The organism is Rothia santali, assembly GCF_024199905.1.
Classification (GTDB): Bacteria; Actinomycetota; Actinomycetes; order Actinomycetales; family Micrococcaceae; genus Rothia; species Rothia santali.
In genome coordinates this window covers 20,969-36,393 of record NZ_JANAFB010000020.1, presented here as the reverse complement: position 1 = coordinate 36,393, position 15,425 = coordinate 20,969, and the positions used below count along the sequence as shown (strand labels likewise).

The following is a 15,425-nucleotide window of genomic DNA, read 5'->3' as shown; positions in this document are numbered from 1 at the left end:
ACTGCGGATGGATGCCTACCGACCGGTAGGGATCGGCATCTCGCACGCGTCACGAGGGCGCCGCACCCGGCGGCCCGAGGACGGCACCCCATCGCATGAGGAACTTTCGCAGTGGCACACATCCTGGAGGCACCGGCCGCGGGCCGGCGGCGGATCGCGTGAGGATCCTCCTCCTCTCCCACTACTACGCTCCCGAGATCGGCGCCCCTCAGCGCCGGTGGTCGGCGCTGGTCAGGGAGTGGCGGGCGCTCGGGCACGAGGTCACCGTCCTCACCTCCATGCCGCACTACCCGCACCCGGACCTCACGGAGGCCATGCGGGCGGGCCGGCGCCCCTACCGGCGCGAGACCGGCGAGCACGGCGAGACCGTGATCCGCATGCCCTACCTCCCGCACGGCAAGGACGTCCTGACCCGGACCCTCGATCACTTCTACGTCAGCCTCCAGAGCCTCACGATGGGCCTGCTCCGCGCCGGGGGCGGGCACGACGTCGTCATCACCACCGTCCCCGCCCTGACCTCCCTGTTCGCGGGTCACGTCGCCGCGCGCCTGCTGCGGGCGCCGCTGGTGGTCGAGATGCGGGACGCCTGGCCCGACCTGGTCACCTTCACCCCCGGGATCTCCCAGGGCAGGGGCATCACGGGGGCCCTGCGGAGCCTCACGCACCGCTGGGTGACCCGCCTGCAGCTGGGGTCCCACCAGGTGGTGACCACCAGCTCGCGCTTCGCGGGGATCCTGGCGGCCCGCGGCGTCGAGTCCGTCACGGTCATCCGCAACGGCGCCGACCTCAGCACCACGCCGGACCTGGCCCCCGCCGCGCGCCGGCTGGCGTCCGTCGCGGAACCTGGCCCCTCGGACGCGGAATCCGGGCCTTCCGCGGCGGGGACCGCCCCCTCGGCTGCAGGGCTCACCCCTTCGACCGCGGAGCCCGATCTCTCCGCCGCGAAGTCTGCATCCTCCGCCACAGAGCCCGGCACGGACCCGGACGGCGCGACCGCCCCCGCCCGCCGCACCCTCAAGGTCCTCTACCTCGGCACCCTGGGCCGCAGCCAGGGGCTCTCCGCAATCATCGACGCCGCGGGGATGGCCAGCGCGGGCGGTGTCGACCTCCGGCTGCGCTTCGTCGGCGCCGGCGCCGAGCGGGAGGCCCTCGAAGAGCGCGCCCGCGAGTCCCTGGCGGACATCACCTTCCTGGACCCCGTGCCGCACCGGGAGGTCGCGGAGCACTACGGCTGGGCCGACACCGTGGCCGTCTCCCTCCGCGACTGGGCACCCTTCCGCTGGACCGTTCCCTCCAAGCTGTACGAGCTGCTGGCCACCAACGTGCACGTCTCGGCGCTGGTCTCGGGGGAGTCGGCGGAGATCGTCCGGGCCGCCGACGCCGGCTTCGTCGCCGCCCCCGGGGACGCCAAGGCCCTGGCCCGCCACTGGATGGAGGCCGCCGCGGACCGCTCCGTGCTGGACCACGGCGGCGCGGGCCGCCGCTGGGTGGCCGAGCACACCGACAACAAGGACCTCAGTGCCCGCTACCTCCGCCTGCTGGAGGCCGCGCACCGCGGGCACCGCGCGGCCCGGGCGATCCCCGCCTCGCTGCGCGGGAGCACCGAGGGGCCCCGCGCCTCGGACGCGGGATCCGTGGACGACGCCGCCGGCCGCACTGGTACCGCGGCCGGCGCCCCCGTCTCCCGCGCGCCGGAGGGTGCGGCCTCCCGAGCCCCGGAGGGCGCGGGCCGCGCCGAGCCCACCGGCGCTCCTCGGCGGCCGGAGTCGACCTCCCTCGCCCGGCACCGCGGGACCCTCGACCCCGCCCGGTCCGACGAGGTCGAGTACCGCAATGCCTCGTAGCCTCCTCCGCAACCTCGTGCTGATGGGGCGGACCCTGGCCCAGCACGCCGTCGACGACCCCGTGCACCTCGTGGTGCAGGGGTCCCGCAGGGTGCCGCGCCGCGCCGCGCGGGCGCTCGGCGTCGGCATCGGCGCGATTCCGGTCACCGGCGCGCGCGCCCTGGCCGCCTACCTGGAAGGCGGGGAGGCCCGGGCCCGCGAGCTGTGCCGCCGCGCCCTGAGCGCCCCGCCGGGACCCCGGGGCGCCGCCTGGCCGCCGAGGTGGCCCTGGTGGTGGGCGGCGTGGACCGGACCTCGGGGACCTGCCCGCGGCCACGCGCGCCCGCGCCCTGTGGAAGGCGGGGCGGACCGCCGAGACGCTGAAGACCCTGGACGCGCCCGCGACGTCGGGGACGTCCGCGCCGGACCGCGGTCTCCGGCGCCGCCTCCGCGGCGAGGCGGCCACGATGCGCACCGACTTCCGGCTCGCCGCCCCGCGCCCCCGCCGCACCGACCGCCGTCGCCGGCCCCTCGGGCGGGGCCCTCGCCCACCCCGGCCCCCTGCGCGTCCTCCACGTCCTGACCAACTCGTTGCCGCACACCCAGTCCGGGTACACCCTGCGGACCCACCGCCTGCTGAGCGCGCTCGCGGGGCGGGGCGTCGTCGTCGACGCCGTGACCCGCCTGGGCTACCCGGTCCTGGTCGGCATCCCGTGGGGCGCCGACGTCCAGGAGCTCGACGGCGTCCGCTACCGCCGCTCCCTGACCGCGCGCCCCGGCCCGGACCTCCCCGCACGCCTGCAGCAGCAGACCGACATGATGGCCGAGTCCGCCCGGGCCCTGCGCCCCCGCGTGCTGCACTGCACCACCAACTACACCAACGCGCTCATGACCGAGGCCCTGGCCCGCGGCCTGGGCCTGCCCTGGGTCTACGAGGTCCGCGGCCTCCTGGAGGAGACCTGGGCCGCGGGCCGCCCGGACCACGACGCCGCCCGCGCCAGTGAGCGCTTCCTCGCCCTCCGCGCGCAGGAGACCCGCATGATGGGCCTCGCCGACCACGTGGTCACGCTCTCCGGCGTCATGCGGGACGCGCTCGTGGGCCGCGGCATCCCCGCCGAGCGCATCACCGTGCTGCCCAACGCCGTCGCCGAGCGGTTCTTCGAGCGGGAGCCGGACCCGGCGGCCGCCCGGGGCGAGCTGGGCCTGCCCGCCGAGGGCTTCTGGGTCGGCTCGGTCTCCTCGCTGGTGGACTACGAGGGCTTCGACACGCTGCTGCGCGCCGTCGCGCGGCTCCGGGCCGAGGGCGAAGACGTCCGCGCGCTCCTGGTGGGCTCCGGCGCGGCCGAGCCGGGCCTGCGGGCGCTGGCGGCCGAGCTGGGAATCTCCTCGGCGGTCGTCTTCACGGGTCGGGTATCCGCGTACCAGGCGGTAAGCTATCACCGCGCCCTCGACGTCTTCTGCGTTCCCCGCAGGGACACCGAGGTGTGCCGTTCCGTCACCCCGCTCAAGCCCATCGAGGCGATGGCGGCGGGGACGCCGGTTCTGCTCAGCGACCTGCCGCCGCTGCGCGAGCTGGCGGACGCCGGTCCGGGAGGCGCCCCGAGGGGCGAGCTCTTCCGGCCCGAGGACGCCGAGGACCTGGCCCGCGGGCTGGGGAGGCTGAGGGCGGCAGAGGATCGCGCCCGGCTGAGCCGTGCCGCGCGGGAGTTCGCGCGGACCAGGACCTGGTCCGCCAACGCCGAGGTCCTCGAGAACCTCTACGCCCGCTTGGCGTCGGAGGCCGCGAAATCGGTGAGGAATGATGTCAGTGAGCACTGAGACCGAACGCCGGGGAGCCCCGGCCGGTCCGTGGGACGACAGCGCCCTCGCGGAGCGGGAGCCCTTCCGGGAGCTCATCGCCGAGGGGGAGCTGCGTGCGGTGGGGGTCCGGCCGTCCATCGGGGCCTACCTGCGGGACATCTGGGCGCGCCGGCACTTCCTGGTCTACGACGCGCGCTCACGGGTGCTGACCAAGAACAGCAAGCACCGGCTGGGCTCCGTGTGGCTCGTGGGCAAGCCGGTCCTGGACGCTGCCTTCTTCTTCGTCATCTTCGGCCTGGTGCTCCAGATCGACCGCGGCATCGAGAACTACCCCGGGTTCATCATCATCGGTGTGCTGCTGTTCCGGTACACCGCGAACTCGATGACGCAGTCGGCGAGCCTGATGCACTCCAACCGCGCCATGATCCACGCCTTCAGCTTCCCCCGGGCCAGCCTGGTGATCTCGCTGGCGCTGCGGGAGCTGTTCGCCGTGGTGCCGCTCCTCGCGGCGGTGTTCGTGATGCTGATGATCATCCCGCCTCACGAGTTCCCCAGCCTCTCCTGGCTGATGGTCCTTCCCCTCGTACCGCTGCAGGCGCTGATGAACCTGGGGGTCTCCTTCATCGTGGCGCGCATCGGCGTGAGCCTGCCGGACATCTCCTTCGGGTTCAACTTCCTCAGCCGCGTGCTGATGTACGGCTCCGGGGTGATCTTCCCGATCGAGCGGTTCATCAGCCACCCGGCGATCTACGAGGTCATGACCAACAACCCCCTCTTCATCCTGCTGAACATGTACCGGACGATGCTGCTCGACCACACCGTCCCGCCGCTCGGCGACTGGCTGACCATCGCCGCGTGGGGCGCGGGGCTGACCGTCGTCGGGTTCCTGATGTTCTGGAAGGCCGAGGAGCGCTATGGCCGGCACTGAGGACCACCGCGGCGAGACGAGCATCCTGGTGGACTCGGTCTCGCTCACCTACACGTCGACCTCCGGGTCCTCGCCCCTCAGCCGGTTCCGGCCGGGGCAGGGCCGGGCGCGGCGGACCCAGGTGCACGCTGTGCGGGACGTGAGCTTCAGCGTGACTCGTGGTGAGTTCGTGGGGCTGGTCGGGCGGAACGGGTCCGGCAAGAGCTCTCTGCTGCGGGTGATCGCCGGGGTCGAGCCCGCGACGTCGGGGACCGTCTACGCGCGCTCGACCCCCACCCTGATCGGCGTCAGCGCCGCCCTGATCGGCGAGATGACGGGGTCCGAGAACATCACGCTCGGCTGTCTCGCGATGGGCCTCAGCCCCGCCGAGGTCGAGCGGGCCCGCCCGGCCGTGGAGGAGCTCGCGGGTCTCGGCGCGGCCATCGAACGGCCCATGAAGACCTACTCCTCGGGCATGGGCGCGCGGCTGCGCTTCGCGATCTCGCGTGCTTCCCACCCGGAGATCCTCCTCATCGACGAGGCCCTCTCAACCGGTGACGCCTCCTTCGCCGACCGCTCCCGCCGAGCGATGGACGAGGCCCTCGAGGACGCCGGCACGATCTTCCTGGTCAGCCACGCGGCCCAGACCATCGAGGAGCTGTGCACCCGCGCCATCTGGCTCGAGCAGGGCCGGCTGGTCATGGACGGCCCGGCCGAGGAGGTCGCCCGGCAGTACCGGTGGTTCGCCCACGTCCTCGCGGAGGGCGACGAGGAGAAGGCCCTCGGCCTGCTCAACGACGCCCACGCGGAGAACCGACGCCAGTACGGCTGAGTTTCCCGCCCTTCCTTTCGCTGTGTTACGCCCCGTCAGTTGCGAACGCTGATAGCGTCCGATACCGCAGAGTATTCCCGTCAGTACCATCCCAAGGAGCAGTCGATGGCCCAGAAGCGCATCATGACGATCTACGGCACCCGCCCCGAGGCGATCAAGGTGGCCCCCATCATCAAGGCGCTGGAGGAGTCCGACTCCTTCGAGAGCCTGCCGGTGGTGACCGGTCAGCACAAGGAGATGCTGGCCCAGGTGAACGATCTGTTCGGCATCGAGCCGGTGCGCGACCTGCAGGTCATGACCGCCAACCAGACCCTCAACGGGATCGTCTCCAAGGTGGTGCAGGGCGTGGACGGCGTCCTGGAGGAGTTCGCCCCCGACGCCGTGATCGTCCAGGGCGACACCTCCACGGTCATGGGCGCCGCGATCGCCGCCTTCAACCGCGAGATCCCGGTGATCCACCTCGAGGCCGGACTGCGGTCGGGCGACATCAACTCGCCCTTCCCCGAGGAGGCCAACCGCAAGCTCACCACGCAGATCACCAAGCTCCACCTGGCGCCCACGGAGGAGTCCAAGGGCAACCTCCTGCGGGAGAACGTCCCGGCCGAGGACATCGTGGTCACCGGCAACTCCGTGATCGACGCCCTCTTCGCGACCGTGGAGAAGCAGGTCTCCTTCTCGGACCAGCAGCTCGAGGAGTTCGTGGGCACCGAGCACCCGGTCGTCCTGGTCACGACCCACCGCCGGGAGAACCTCGGCGAGAAGATGGTCGGCATCTCCCGGGCGATCCGCCGCCTGGCACTTGAGCACCCCGAGTACCGCTTCGTCTTCCCGATGCACAAGAACCCGAAGGTCCGCTCCGCGGTGCTGCCGCAGCTGGAGGACCTCGAGAACGTCCTGACCATCGAGCCCCTGGACTACGGCGAGTTCACCCGCCTCATCGGCGCCTCGCGCTTCGTGCTCACCGACTCCGGTGGGGTCCAGGAGGAGGCGCCCAGCCTGGGCAAGCCGGTCCTGGTGCTGCGCGAGAACACCGAGCGCCCCGAGGCCGTCACCGCCGGCACCGTGCGCCTGATCGGCACCGACGTCGAGCGCATCGTCGAGGAGGCCACCGCGCTCATCGAGGACGAGGCGCACTTCGCCTCCATGGCCAACGCCGTGAACCCCTACGGCGACGGCCGCGCCTCGAGCCGCACCGAGGCCGCGCTGCGGAGCCTGTTCGGCGAGGGCGAGAGGCTGCCCGATTTCACGGCCTGAGACCACGGGCCTCCCGCCCCGACGACGCACGACACCGAAGGACGGACCGACCGATGCCTGACGCCACCCCAGAAGCGCCGCCCCAGCCGCGGGCGCCTCGTGTCGAGGACCAGGAGAGCCATTCGTACTACAAGGTTCCCGTGAGGGCCTGCGCGACGATCGAAGGGGCGTTCGCCGACACGGCCCCGTCGATCCGCGCCTTCGACATCCCGGGGGGACCGCACCTGCAGGTCTACGCCCGCGTCGTGCCCTCCCGGCGCCTGCGCGTGGTCTTCCACGGCGCCATCCGCCCCGGCGTCGACTCCTACCCCCGGTTCGACCGCGTCTCGACCATGCGGCGCACCGAGGACTCGTTCCTCAGCATCGCCGACCCCACCCTGGTCGTGGATCCGGAGATGAGGCTGGGCTGGTACGCCGGCACCTCCACGTGGAGCCCGGACGAGACCATCGTCGAGGCCGTCCGCGAGGCGATGAAGGTGAGCGGAGCCGAGGAGCTGATCTTCATCGGCGGCTCCGGGGGAGGCTTCGCGGCCCTGAAGTACTCGCGCCGCTTCCCGGGCTCGAAGGCCTTCGTCTTCTCGCCCCAGACCTCGACGCCGCGCTACGAGGGGAGGGCCTTCCCCCGGCTCATGGAGGTCGGCTTCGACGGCATGAGCACGGAGGCCGCCTTGGAGCGGTACCCGGGACGCTTCGAGGTGGTCTCCGAATACGCCGCGGGCCACCGGAACACCGTCTACTACCTGCAGAACCTGATGGACCACGGTCATCTCAAGGACCACTACCTGCCGATGACGCGGGCCGTGGGGATGATGGAGGCCTCCGGTGACACCGCCGACGGAGGCATCCGCTTCGCCCTCATCCCGCAGGCCAGGGAAGGTCACGGACCGCCCAACGCCGAGGAGTTCGAGGACCACCTGGGTCGCGCATTCGCGTTCTTCTCCGATCCCACGGCCTCGGACGTCGCGGGAGTGACCGGTGACGTCCTCGAGCGCCTTGAAGGCATCGCCCAGAAGCTTGACCACAACGCCGAGAAGCTGGACCACAGCGCCGAGGCCAGCGGCCGCATGTACCGCTCCCTGGCGCGCGAGCTGGGCCAGCTGCCCTGGCAGACGGAGACCTACCGACGCGTCGCCGAGCGCTTCGTGCCGCGCGACGGGCCGCTCCCGCCCGCGGGGTCCTTCGCGCTCCGCGCCCAGGGGATCGCCGACCTGGTCGACCTCGTCCGGGGGCGCCGGCCGAGCCGGATCGTCGAATGCGGTTCGGGCTCGTCCTCCGCGTGGCTCGGGCTCGCCCTCGAGGAGCTGGGTGAGGGCCACCTGTTCAGCCTCGAGCACGACCCGAAGTACGCCGAGACCACGCGGCAGCTGCTGGCCTCGCTCGGCGTCGAGCACCGGGTGACGGTCCTCGAGGCGCCGCTCGAGGAGAGCGAGGGCCCGGAGGGCGAGGCGCGGCTCTGGTACGGGGCCGAGGCCCTGGAGCAGCTGCCGGCGGAGATCGACCTCCTGTTCATCGACGGTCCGCCGGGCGGCCGCGCCCCGAGGATCCGCGAGAGCGCCCTCGCCTGCCTGCGCGATCGGCTGCGGCCCGGATCCGTGATCGCGGTCGACGACGCCACGCGTCCCGACGAGCGGGCCATGGTCGCAGCCTGGCTGCGGACCTCCGCCTTCCACGAACTGACCGGATTCCGAGAACTGGCGGTTCTCGAGACACTCCCCGACAAGAACTGAGTCTGATGACCGAACACCAGTACGACGCCGACATCGCCGTCTACGCACCGCTGCGCGGCAGGGGCGCGGAACAGCTGAGCGTCTACGCCGCGCTCAAGACGCTGGCCCGCGCCGGGTTCCTGATCACGCTGATCGACACCTCCCGACGCGGTGAGACGCCGGCCTTCGCGGCCGTCCCGTCCCGCGTCACGGAGCTGCTGTCCGTGGACAGGATCTTCCTCGCCGGCCCCGGGTCGGCCTTCCGGGTGCAGACGGCCATCGTCTTCCGCCCGTCCATCTCGACCGGTCCCCGGGACACCGGGGTCACGGTCGTCGCCGACTCCGCCGTCGCGGTGCTGGACGGCGCGATGGCCAAGCGAGCGGCGAAGGCCGACGACGAGGCCCTCGAGCAGCTGCGCGAGGAGCTCTCCGGGACCGGGGCCGCGCTGCGCGCCGCTCTCAGCGTCGCGGCGTCGGCGGTGGACGACCTGCCCGCCCTCGCCCGGCTGGTCGAGGACACGGAGCTGACGGCGCTCGAGGACGTGTGGGATTTCCAGTTCCCCTCCGCCGCCCTCGCCGCGCAGCCTCGGACCGCTCCGCTCGACGAGCAGGTCCCCCGGATCGGCCGTCACGTCGTGGGCGCGGAACCGCTGTGGCCCGAGCAGGAGATCGACGTCCGGCGCGTCCTGCCGACCACCGCCGACTGGGACGTCCGGTTCTATGGACCGCACACACGACTGATCAAGCTCCTGGGGCGCACACCACCTAACTGGCGGATGCACTCGGTGGTCGGCCCCCGAGACCTCGAGACGCTGGACTTCTGGGTGCCCATTGTCGACGACCCTCAGGCGATCGTCGAAGACCCAGCCGTCCGAGAGGCCATTGCGGCGGGCCTTCTGGTGATCCTTCCTTTCGAAATGCGGAGACATTTTGGGGAAGGCGCGATCTACGCGAGTGCCGCCGGGGTCAGGAAGTTGGCGCGTCAGCGTCACACGGAGGGCACCTTGTTCGCGGATCAGTCGCGGCGTGCAGTCAACTATGCCCGTGAGCGGAGTTCGGACCGGATCCTTGACGTCCTTGCCCCGCTCGGCACGACGGAGTCTCTCGCGGTCCGTGAGTCCGCTCCCCCCGCCTACGCTCCGCGAGAGGGCCGCGACCGGTTCCGCGTCGCCTTCGTGACCAGCAACGGGGCGGGCATGGGGCACTTGACCCGTCTGCTGGCCATGGCTCGCCGCATGCCGGAGGAGATCGAACCCGTCTTCATATCGCTCTCGCAGGCGGTGCCCGTGGTGGCCAAGTTCGGCTTCCCCTATGTCTACATCGCCTCGAAGAACGAGACGGGAATGAAGCCGTCGGTCTGGAACGCCTATAGCGAATCTCGGTTCCGGGAGGAATTCGCCCTCCTCAAGCCCGACGTGCTGATCTTCGACGGCACATGGCCGTACCGCGGTCTCCTCAACGCCGCGGCGGCCGAAGGCGTACGCATGGTGTGGTCCCGCCGCGGGATGTGGCGCGAGGGCGTCGCAGACCGTGCGTTGAGCGCTGCCGTCAACTTCGACGGCATCATTCAGCCTGGCGAGTTCGCAGCGGAATTGGACTGCGGTGCCACGACCCGTATGGACGATGCCCATGAGGTCGCGCCGCTGACGATCCTCGACCGCTCAGAGCTTCTGAGCCGTGAGGAGGCCCGGGAACACCTCGGACTCCGACCCGGTGAACGCGGCGTCCTCGTGACGCTGGGTGCTGGGAACCTCAACAACATCAGCGACACGACGTCGGTGGTGGTCGAGGCTCTGCAGAAACTTGGCGCCCCATGGCGCATCTTCCTCACCAACAACCCCATCGCGGCCGGTGTGACGGCGTTCGAGGGTGTGGACTCTCTGGACATATACCCGATTGTCGAATATGCCAATGCCTTCGACTTCACCGTCTCCGCCACCGGGTACAACTCATTCCACGAGTGGGTCATGGCCTGCGTTCCGACGCTCTGGATCCCGAACCTCGAGACCCAGACGGACGATCAGGGTGCTCGCTCCCGCTACGCGGAATTGGCAGGGGTTGGCGTGAACGTCGAAGATCCCAGCTACGAGAGTATTTCCCGAGCCCTCACCGGTCTTACAGAGCCGGGGGTCCTCGAGAAAATGCGAAGCCGCCTAGAGGAACTCTGGGTGGACAACGGTGCGTCCGCCGCCGCCGCTCGTCTATCAACACTGGTCAAGGAAGGGGTGGTTCGATCATGAGTCTCCTGTCACCTGCATTGGACATGGAGGGCGCTCTGAACGTCCCCAACGGTGCGGAAATCGCTCGAGCGGCCGTGCCCGCCCACCGCTCGAAGAGCACATCGAGTGTTGCATTCGCTCCCGGCGCTGCATCGGACCGGAACGATACGCGCCTGAGCACGATCGCCCTCGTCCTCCTCGAGGTCTCCCCGGCGGTGCGGCAGGCGGTATACGAGTATGCCTACGCCCTGCAGCGGCTGACACAGAAAATCCGTATCGTCGTCGTCTCGGACGGCGCGGACTTGAAGGAGGTGCGTCGCTACGGCTGGATGGTCGAGCACGTCCTTTCTCGGTCCGATCTGGCCGCGCTCGAACCGTCGAAGGACTGGGCGGAGACGACCACGGATCGACTGAAGCGGCTGGTCGAACGGCTCGACGTCGCCCACGTCCTGGTGGCCGACGGCCGCGGGATCGCCCGCACTGACCACGAGCGTCTCTGCCGCGACATCAAGTCCAAGCTCCCCTTCGAGGCGGTCGCGCGCACGCCTGCTGCCTGACCGCCTCCCCATCATCTGAGCATTCCTACGGAGTAGAGACACATGACTGACACGACATCCAATACCGCCCTGCCGACCGTCGACCTCGTGGTCGTCGGCCAGGGCTACGTCGGCCTGCCGCTCGCTCAGGAGGCCGTCAAGGCCGGCCTGCGCACCGCCGGCTTCGACCTGAGCCCCCGCGTGGTGGACGGGCTCAACAACGGCGTCTCGCACATCGACGACCTCGGCGATGAGGACGTGCGATGGATGAACGACTCGGGGTACTTCGCCACGAGCGACCCGGACGTCATGGCGAACGCGACCGCCGTCGTCATCTGCGTGCCCACGCCGCTGTCCAAGGACGGCGCGCCGGAGATGAGCTACGTGATCTCGGCGGCGTCGACCGTGGCGGACAAGGTGGCCCCGGGCACCCTGGTGAGCCTCGAGTCCACCACCTACCCCGGCACGACCGACGACCTGCTGCGGCCCCTGCTGGAGAAGCGCGGCCTCACGGTCGGCGTCGACGTCTTCCTCGCCTTCTCGCCGGAGCGGATCAACCCGGGCGATCCGGTCTACGGCTTCCGCAACACCCCCAAGGTGGTCGGTGGCGCGACCGAGGCGTGCACCGAGCGCGCTCGGCACTTCTACGAGCGGATCGTGGACACCGTGGTGCCCGTCTCCGGGACCCGCTCCGCCGAGATGGCCAAGCTGCTGGAGAACACCTACCGGCACGTGAACATCGCGCTGGTCAACGAGCTCGCCCGCTGCAGCCGCGGCCTGGGCGTGGACATCTTCGAGGTCATCGACGCCGCGAAGACCAAGCCCTTCGGCTTCCAGGCCTTCTACCCCGGCCCCGGCGTCGGCGGGCACTGCATCCCGATCGACCCGAACTACCTCTCCTACACCATTCGCACCGAGCTGGGGCAGCCTTTCCGCTTCGTCGAGCTGGCCCAGGAGATCAACAACTCCATGCCGGGTTACGTGCGGACGCGCATCGCGGAGACCCTGAACGACGAGTCGAAGTCCATCCGCGGCTCGAAGATCCTGCTGCTGGGCGTGACCTACAAGGCGAACATCGCGGATCAGCGCGAGTCGCCGGCCCTCCCGCTGGGTCAGCTGCTCCACGATGCCGGTGCGGACCTGCGCTTCCACGACCCGAAGGTCGACGAGTGGAGCCTGGGCTCCGACGTCGCCCTGCAGTGCGAGGACGACCTCCAGACCGCGCTGGACGAGGCGGACATCGCCGTGCTCCTCCAACCGCACGAGGCCTACTCGACCCTGGTCGAGACCGAGAGTCCCTGCACGATCCTGGACACCCGCGGGTACCTGCGCGGCCGCGACCAGGTGGTGACCCTTTAGGACCCGAGGCGCAGCCCCCGCGGGTGGCCGCGCCTCACGAGAACCGTCCATCGGATGAATGACCCCGGCCCTGGCGGCCTCGGTCGGGTAAGAGGCTGAATCTATATGCGGTGTGAAATCATGCTGACTGGCGAGCGGGCGACGTTCGCGTATGAGCTGCAGGGCGGCGACCGGGAGGTCGCGGGGCGAGCCACGTTCCTGAACCGGGACTTCCGGATCGAGGAGGACCTGGGGGCGACCCACCCGGATCTTCTGGTGCTGATCGCCTACCTCGGGGCGGCGCCCTGGATCGGCGGTGTGCTCGAGTGCAATGTGGCGGCGTCGCCCTCGTTCGCTCGAGCCGTCGAGGAAGCGCTCTCGACGCACATCGTCACCGTAGACCCGGACCAGGCTCCGCGCGAGGCGCCCGAGAACGCCAGGCCCGGCCTCGCGTACAGCGGGGGCGCCGACTGCTCCGCCGCGCTCGCGGTCCTTCCCGCGGAGACGGGGGCCTACTTCCTCGACCGGATCCCGCGGGAGGACGGGGAGTGGAAGGGGCTCTACTCCAAGGCAGCGGCGCACCACGCGTGCGAGGAGTTGACCCGGCGCGGTTACCTCGTGCGCCGCGTCAGCACGGACCTCGAGTTCATGCGTCAGCCGGTGGGCTTTCCCGACGACCTCTCGAACGTCATCCCGGCGCTGTGCTGCGCGGACCGTGACGGTCTGGACGCCGTCGGGTGGGGCGCCATCCTCGAGTCGACCTACCGCATCGGCTCCAAGAAGTTCCGCGACTATGACGCCAGCCCCTTCGTTCGTACGTACGGACCGGTCTTCGAGGCGGTCGGGCTGGGCGTCGTGAACGCCGTCGCCGGCGTGAGCGAGGTGGGGACCGCGGTCATCTCCCACGGCAGCGGCTTCGGCGACGTCGTTCAATCTTGTATGAGGGGCGACGTCGGCAAGCCCTGCCTCAAGTGCTGGAAGTGCACCCGGAAGGTGATGCTGGACAGCTCTCTCAACGGGGTATGGCCGGCGCCCGACATGCTCGACGAGCTCTGCGGCAACCGCGAGGCGAAGATGAGGTTGACCGAGGACCCGATCAAGCACGAGGGCGTCGTCGCCTTCTCTGTCAATCGATACGATCAGTCTTCCGGTGGCAGCGAGATCATGGGTGCTCTGCAGGACAAGCTCGCCACGTACGACGTCGAGTTCCTTCAGCGGCACTACTCGCCCGCGCTGGACTTCATGCCGCCGCGATACCGCGATGGAGTGATGGAGCAGCTGAACGACCTTCTCGGGCCCATGACGGACGAGGAGGAGGAAGTCATACGGAACTGGAACGTGGCCGACCACCAAAGTGCCCGAAGAGAGCGGGGGCAGGAAAGGCTGCGTCAGATCCTCTCCTCGGAGGAACAGCATTGATCCCCCGGTACATCGATGATCGGGGCAGCCATCCAGCCCTCGTCCCCGTTCGTCAGTAAAATACTCACGAGTCATTGCGCTGAGGCTCTGGTCCTCGGCGGCACCACGCTACGGCGTGCGTCATTCTCATCTCGCATCAAGGAGATTCCCATGAACAAAACCATGATCCTCATCGGCGCCGGGGCGGCGCTGATCTTCGTCTCGCTGCTCCTCATCGGGCTGCAGGTGGGGCCGGCGGCCAGCCTGCCGTTCCTCGTCGTCGGTGCGCTGCTGGCGGCCGTGGGCGGCGTCTTGGTTTCCCGCGGTCAGAGAAAGTTCATGTGGTCGCTCCAGACGCGGGTGGGCAACCTGGAGGCCCGCGCGCAGAAGGCCCATGAACAGCTCGAGGATATCCGAAAGACCGTCGACGAGACCCGGCAGCTCGCAGCCCGTCGATCGCAGGAGGAACTCTCCCTCGTCGAGGGGCAGGTCCGGCAGCACGAGGCGCAGCTGCGCGAGGTCGGGCGTCTGATGGCGACGGGGAACACTGCAGAGGTCATCCGCCAGGGATGACCTCTGATTCTCGTTCCCGCCAGAAGCATAGACTGCGGTGGTCCCTCCTCATCATCGTCGCAACGGCCCTGTGCCTGTCAGTCGTCCTGGTGCTCGCATGGTTGCGGCCGTGGGCGAATGACACCGAGGCCCCGCCCGAATCGGAGGGCGACGCCAGCATCGAGGCCAGCGATTCCGGGTCCTTCGTCATCCCCGACAGCTTCGTGTCGGAGCCCTTCGAGGAGACATTCAAGAGCGGCGAGCGTCGGTGGCTCGACCTGACCCTGGATACCTATCTAGAGCCGGGGTCGGCGGCCGCCGCATACCTCGCCGTCTATCTGGGGTGCAAGGACTCGACCGGTGCTCGAGCACTAGGGATGACCGGGACGCAAAACATCCGCCAGGACGAGCCAACGACCATCAAGATGACAGGCCTCGTTGAGGCGACCCACGCCGGAGAGGCATCATGCCGGGTCAGAGTCAGCGCTCCGAACGGGGAGGCCGTGGCAGCGGGCATGACGGTAGACATCGACACCAGCTTCACGTTGGGTGCTCGGCCTGTTCAGGGGGAGGAAGCGAAACCGCGGACCAGCTTGCCTGCTGTCATCGACCCGGGCAAGAAGGTGGTGCTGTTCGATGACACGCTCTCTGCCGCGGAAGGTGAACGGCGGTTCCGTTCCTCGGCATCGATGCACCTGACGACCTGCACGATTCAGAACGGGTCGAAAGACTCCCAAGGCGGCGACTTCCTCTGTGACGAGTCGACCCTGGATCGACAGGGTAGCCAGGTCAGCGCGGTGCTTTCGCAGGAGGTGGAGGCGTCCGACGGGAACGAGTGCGGCAATCCGCGTGAGCAGCAGGTGGATCACCTCATCGACCACGACCAGCATCACTACATCTTCACCATCGGTGGTGAGTACGAGGAACCCGAAGGCTGCCGCGGAACGCCTAAGTTTACGCTCACCTTGGAGAACGACGGGCCCGCCCCCGTCGTGGTCCACTCCGATTCCACCCGGGCCTACGCGGGCGTCGACGAGTAGAAAACCAGGCGGGCCCGGAG

The 15,425-nt window shown here is 69.8% G+C and carries 11 protein-coding genes and 1 pseudogene; all 12 read left to right on the top strand.

The features are described from left to right. Positions 1-158 precede the first annotated feature (158 nt). The 12 genes and pseudogenes from NBM05_RS09305 (at position 159) to NBM05_RS09250 (ending at position 15,405) form a co-directional block, all read left to right on the top strand. Positions 159-1,844, top strand: a complete 1,686-nt coding sequence (locus NBM05_RS09305; protein ID WP_254166750.1) for a glycosyltransferase family 4 protein — start codon at positions 159-161, stop codon at positions 1,842-1,844. 570 nt (positions 1,845-2,414) lie between these two features. Continuing rightward, on the top strand, positions 2,415-3,641 hold the full coding sequence (locus NBM05_RS09300) for a glycosyltransferase family 4 protein (RefSeq protein ID WP_254166749.1): 1,227 nt from the start codon (positions 2,415-2,417) through the stop codon (positions 3,639-3,641). Then, positions 3,631-4,551 (top strand): ABC transporter permease, encoded by a 921-nt coding sequence (locus NBM05_RS09295; protein ID WP_254166747.1) that lies wholly within the window; start codon positions 3,631-3,633, stop codon positions 4,549-4,551. The genes NBM05_RS09300 and NBM05_RS09295 overlap by 11 nt, the downstream gene beginning before the upstream one ends. Before the next feature lie 139 nt (positions 4,552-4,690). Continuing rightward, a pseudogene (locus tag NBM05_RS09290) lies at positions 4,691-5,362 on the top strand (ABC transporter ATP-binding protein); the annotation flags it as partial. 105 nt (positions 5,363-5,467) lie between these two features. Further along, a complete protein-coding gene (gene wecB / locus NBM05_RS09285; protein ID WP_254166744.1) occupies positions 5,468-6,616 on the top strand; it encodes a non-hydrolyzing UDP-N-acetylglucosamine 2-epimerase in 1,149 nt (382 codons plus the stop codon). 53 nt (positions 6,617-6,669) lie between these two features. After that, positions 6,670-8,343 (top strand): O-methyltransferase, encoded by a 1,674-nt coding sequence (locus tag NBM05_RS09280; RefSeq protein ID WP_254166743.1) that lies wholly within the window; start codon positions 6,670-6,672, stop codon positions 8,341-8,343. Between the two features lie 5 nt (positions 8,344-8,348). Beyond that, positions 8,349-10,562, top strand: a complete 2,214-nt coding sequence (locus NBM05_RS09275) for a glycosyltransferase family 28 protein (protein ID WP_254166742.1) — start codon at positions 8,349-8,351, stop codon at positions 10,560-10,562. Next, entirely contained in the window at positions 10,559-11,098 is a 540-nt protein-coding gene (locus tag NBM05_RS09270) for a hypothetical protein (RefSeq protein WP_254166741.1), read from the top strand. Before NBM05_RS09275 ends, NBM05_RS09270 begins: the two co-directional genes overlap by 4 nt. Before the next feature lie 42 nt (positions 11,099-11,140). Next, positions 11,141-12,436: a nucleotide sugar dehydrogenase gene (locus NBM05_RS09265; protein ID WP_254166740.1), complete on the top strand. Its 1,296-nt coding sequence runs from the start codon at positions 11,141-11,143 to the stop codon at positions 12,434-12,436. 120 nt (positions 12,437-12,556) lie between these two features. Then, positions 12,557-13,834, top strand: coding sequence for a DUF6395 domain-containing protein (locus NBM05_RS09260; protein ID WP_254166739.1), 1,278 nt, complete (start codon positions 12,557-12,559; stop codon positions 13,832-13,834). A gap of 150 nt (positions 13,835-13,984) precedes the next feature. Continuing rightward, positions 13,985-14,386 carry a hypothetical protein gene (locus NBM05_RS09255; protein ID WP_254166738.1) on the top strand — a complete coding sequence of 134 codons (402 nt, stop codon included), beginning with the start codon at positions 13,985-13,987 and terminating at the stop codon, positions 14,384-14,386. After that, positions 14,383-15,405 carry a hypothetical protein gene (locus NBM05_RS09250; RefSeq protein WP_254166737.1) on the top strand — a complete coding sequence of 341 codons (1,023 nt, stop codon included), beginning with the start codon at positions 14,383-14,385 and terminating at the stop codon, positions 15,403-15,405. The genes NBM05_RS09255 and NBM05_RS09250 overlap by 4 nt, the downstream gene beginning before the upstream one ends. The last annotated feature ends 20 nt before the right edge of the window (positions 15,406-15,425 follow it).

What these genes read in the sequence shown, in the direction of transcription:
- wecB (WP_254166744.1), top strand. Translation starts at nt 5,468, where the DNA reads ATGGCCCAGAAGCGCATCATGACGATCTACGGCACCCGCCCCGAGGCG.
- NBM05_RS09280 (WP_254166743.1), top strand. Translation starts at nt 6,670, where the DNA reads ATGCCTGACGCCACCCCAGAAGCGCCGCCCCAGCCGCGGGCGCCTCGT.
- NBM05_RS09275 (WP_254166742.1), top strand. Translation starts at nt 8,349, where the DNA reads ATGACCGAACACCAGTACGACGCCGACATCGCCGTCTACGCACCGCTG.
- NBM05_RS09270 (WP_254166741.1), top strand. Translation starts at nt 10,559, where the DNA reads ATGAGTCTCCTGTCACCTGCATTGGACATGGAGGGCGCTCTGAACGTC.
- NBM05_RS09265 (WP_254166740.1), top strand. Translation starts at nt 11,141, where the DNA reads ATGACTGACACGACATCCAATACCGCCCTGCCGACCGTCGACCTCGTG.
- NBM05_RS09260 (WP_254166739.1), top strand. Translation starts at nt 12,557, where the DNA reads ATGCTGACTGGCGAGCGGGCGACGTTCGCGTATGAGCTGCAGGGCGGC.
- NBM05_RS09255 (WP_254166738.1), top strand. Translation starts at nt 13,985, where the DNA reads ATGAACAAAACCATGATCCTCATCGGCGCCGGGGCGGCGCTGATCTTC.
- NBM05_RS09250 (WP_254166737.1), top strand. Translation starts at nt 14,383, where the DNA reads ATGACCTCTGATTCTCGTTCCCGCCAGAAGCATAGACTGCGGTGGTCC.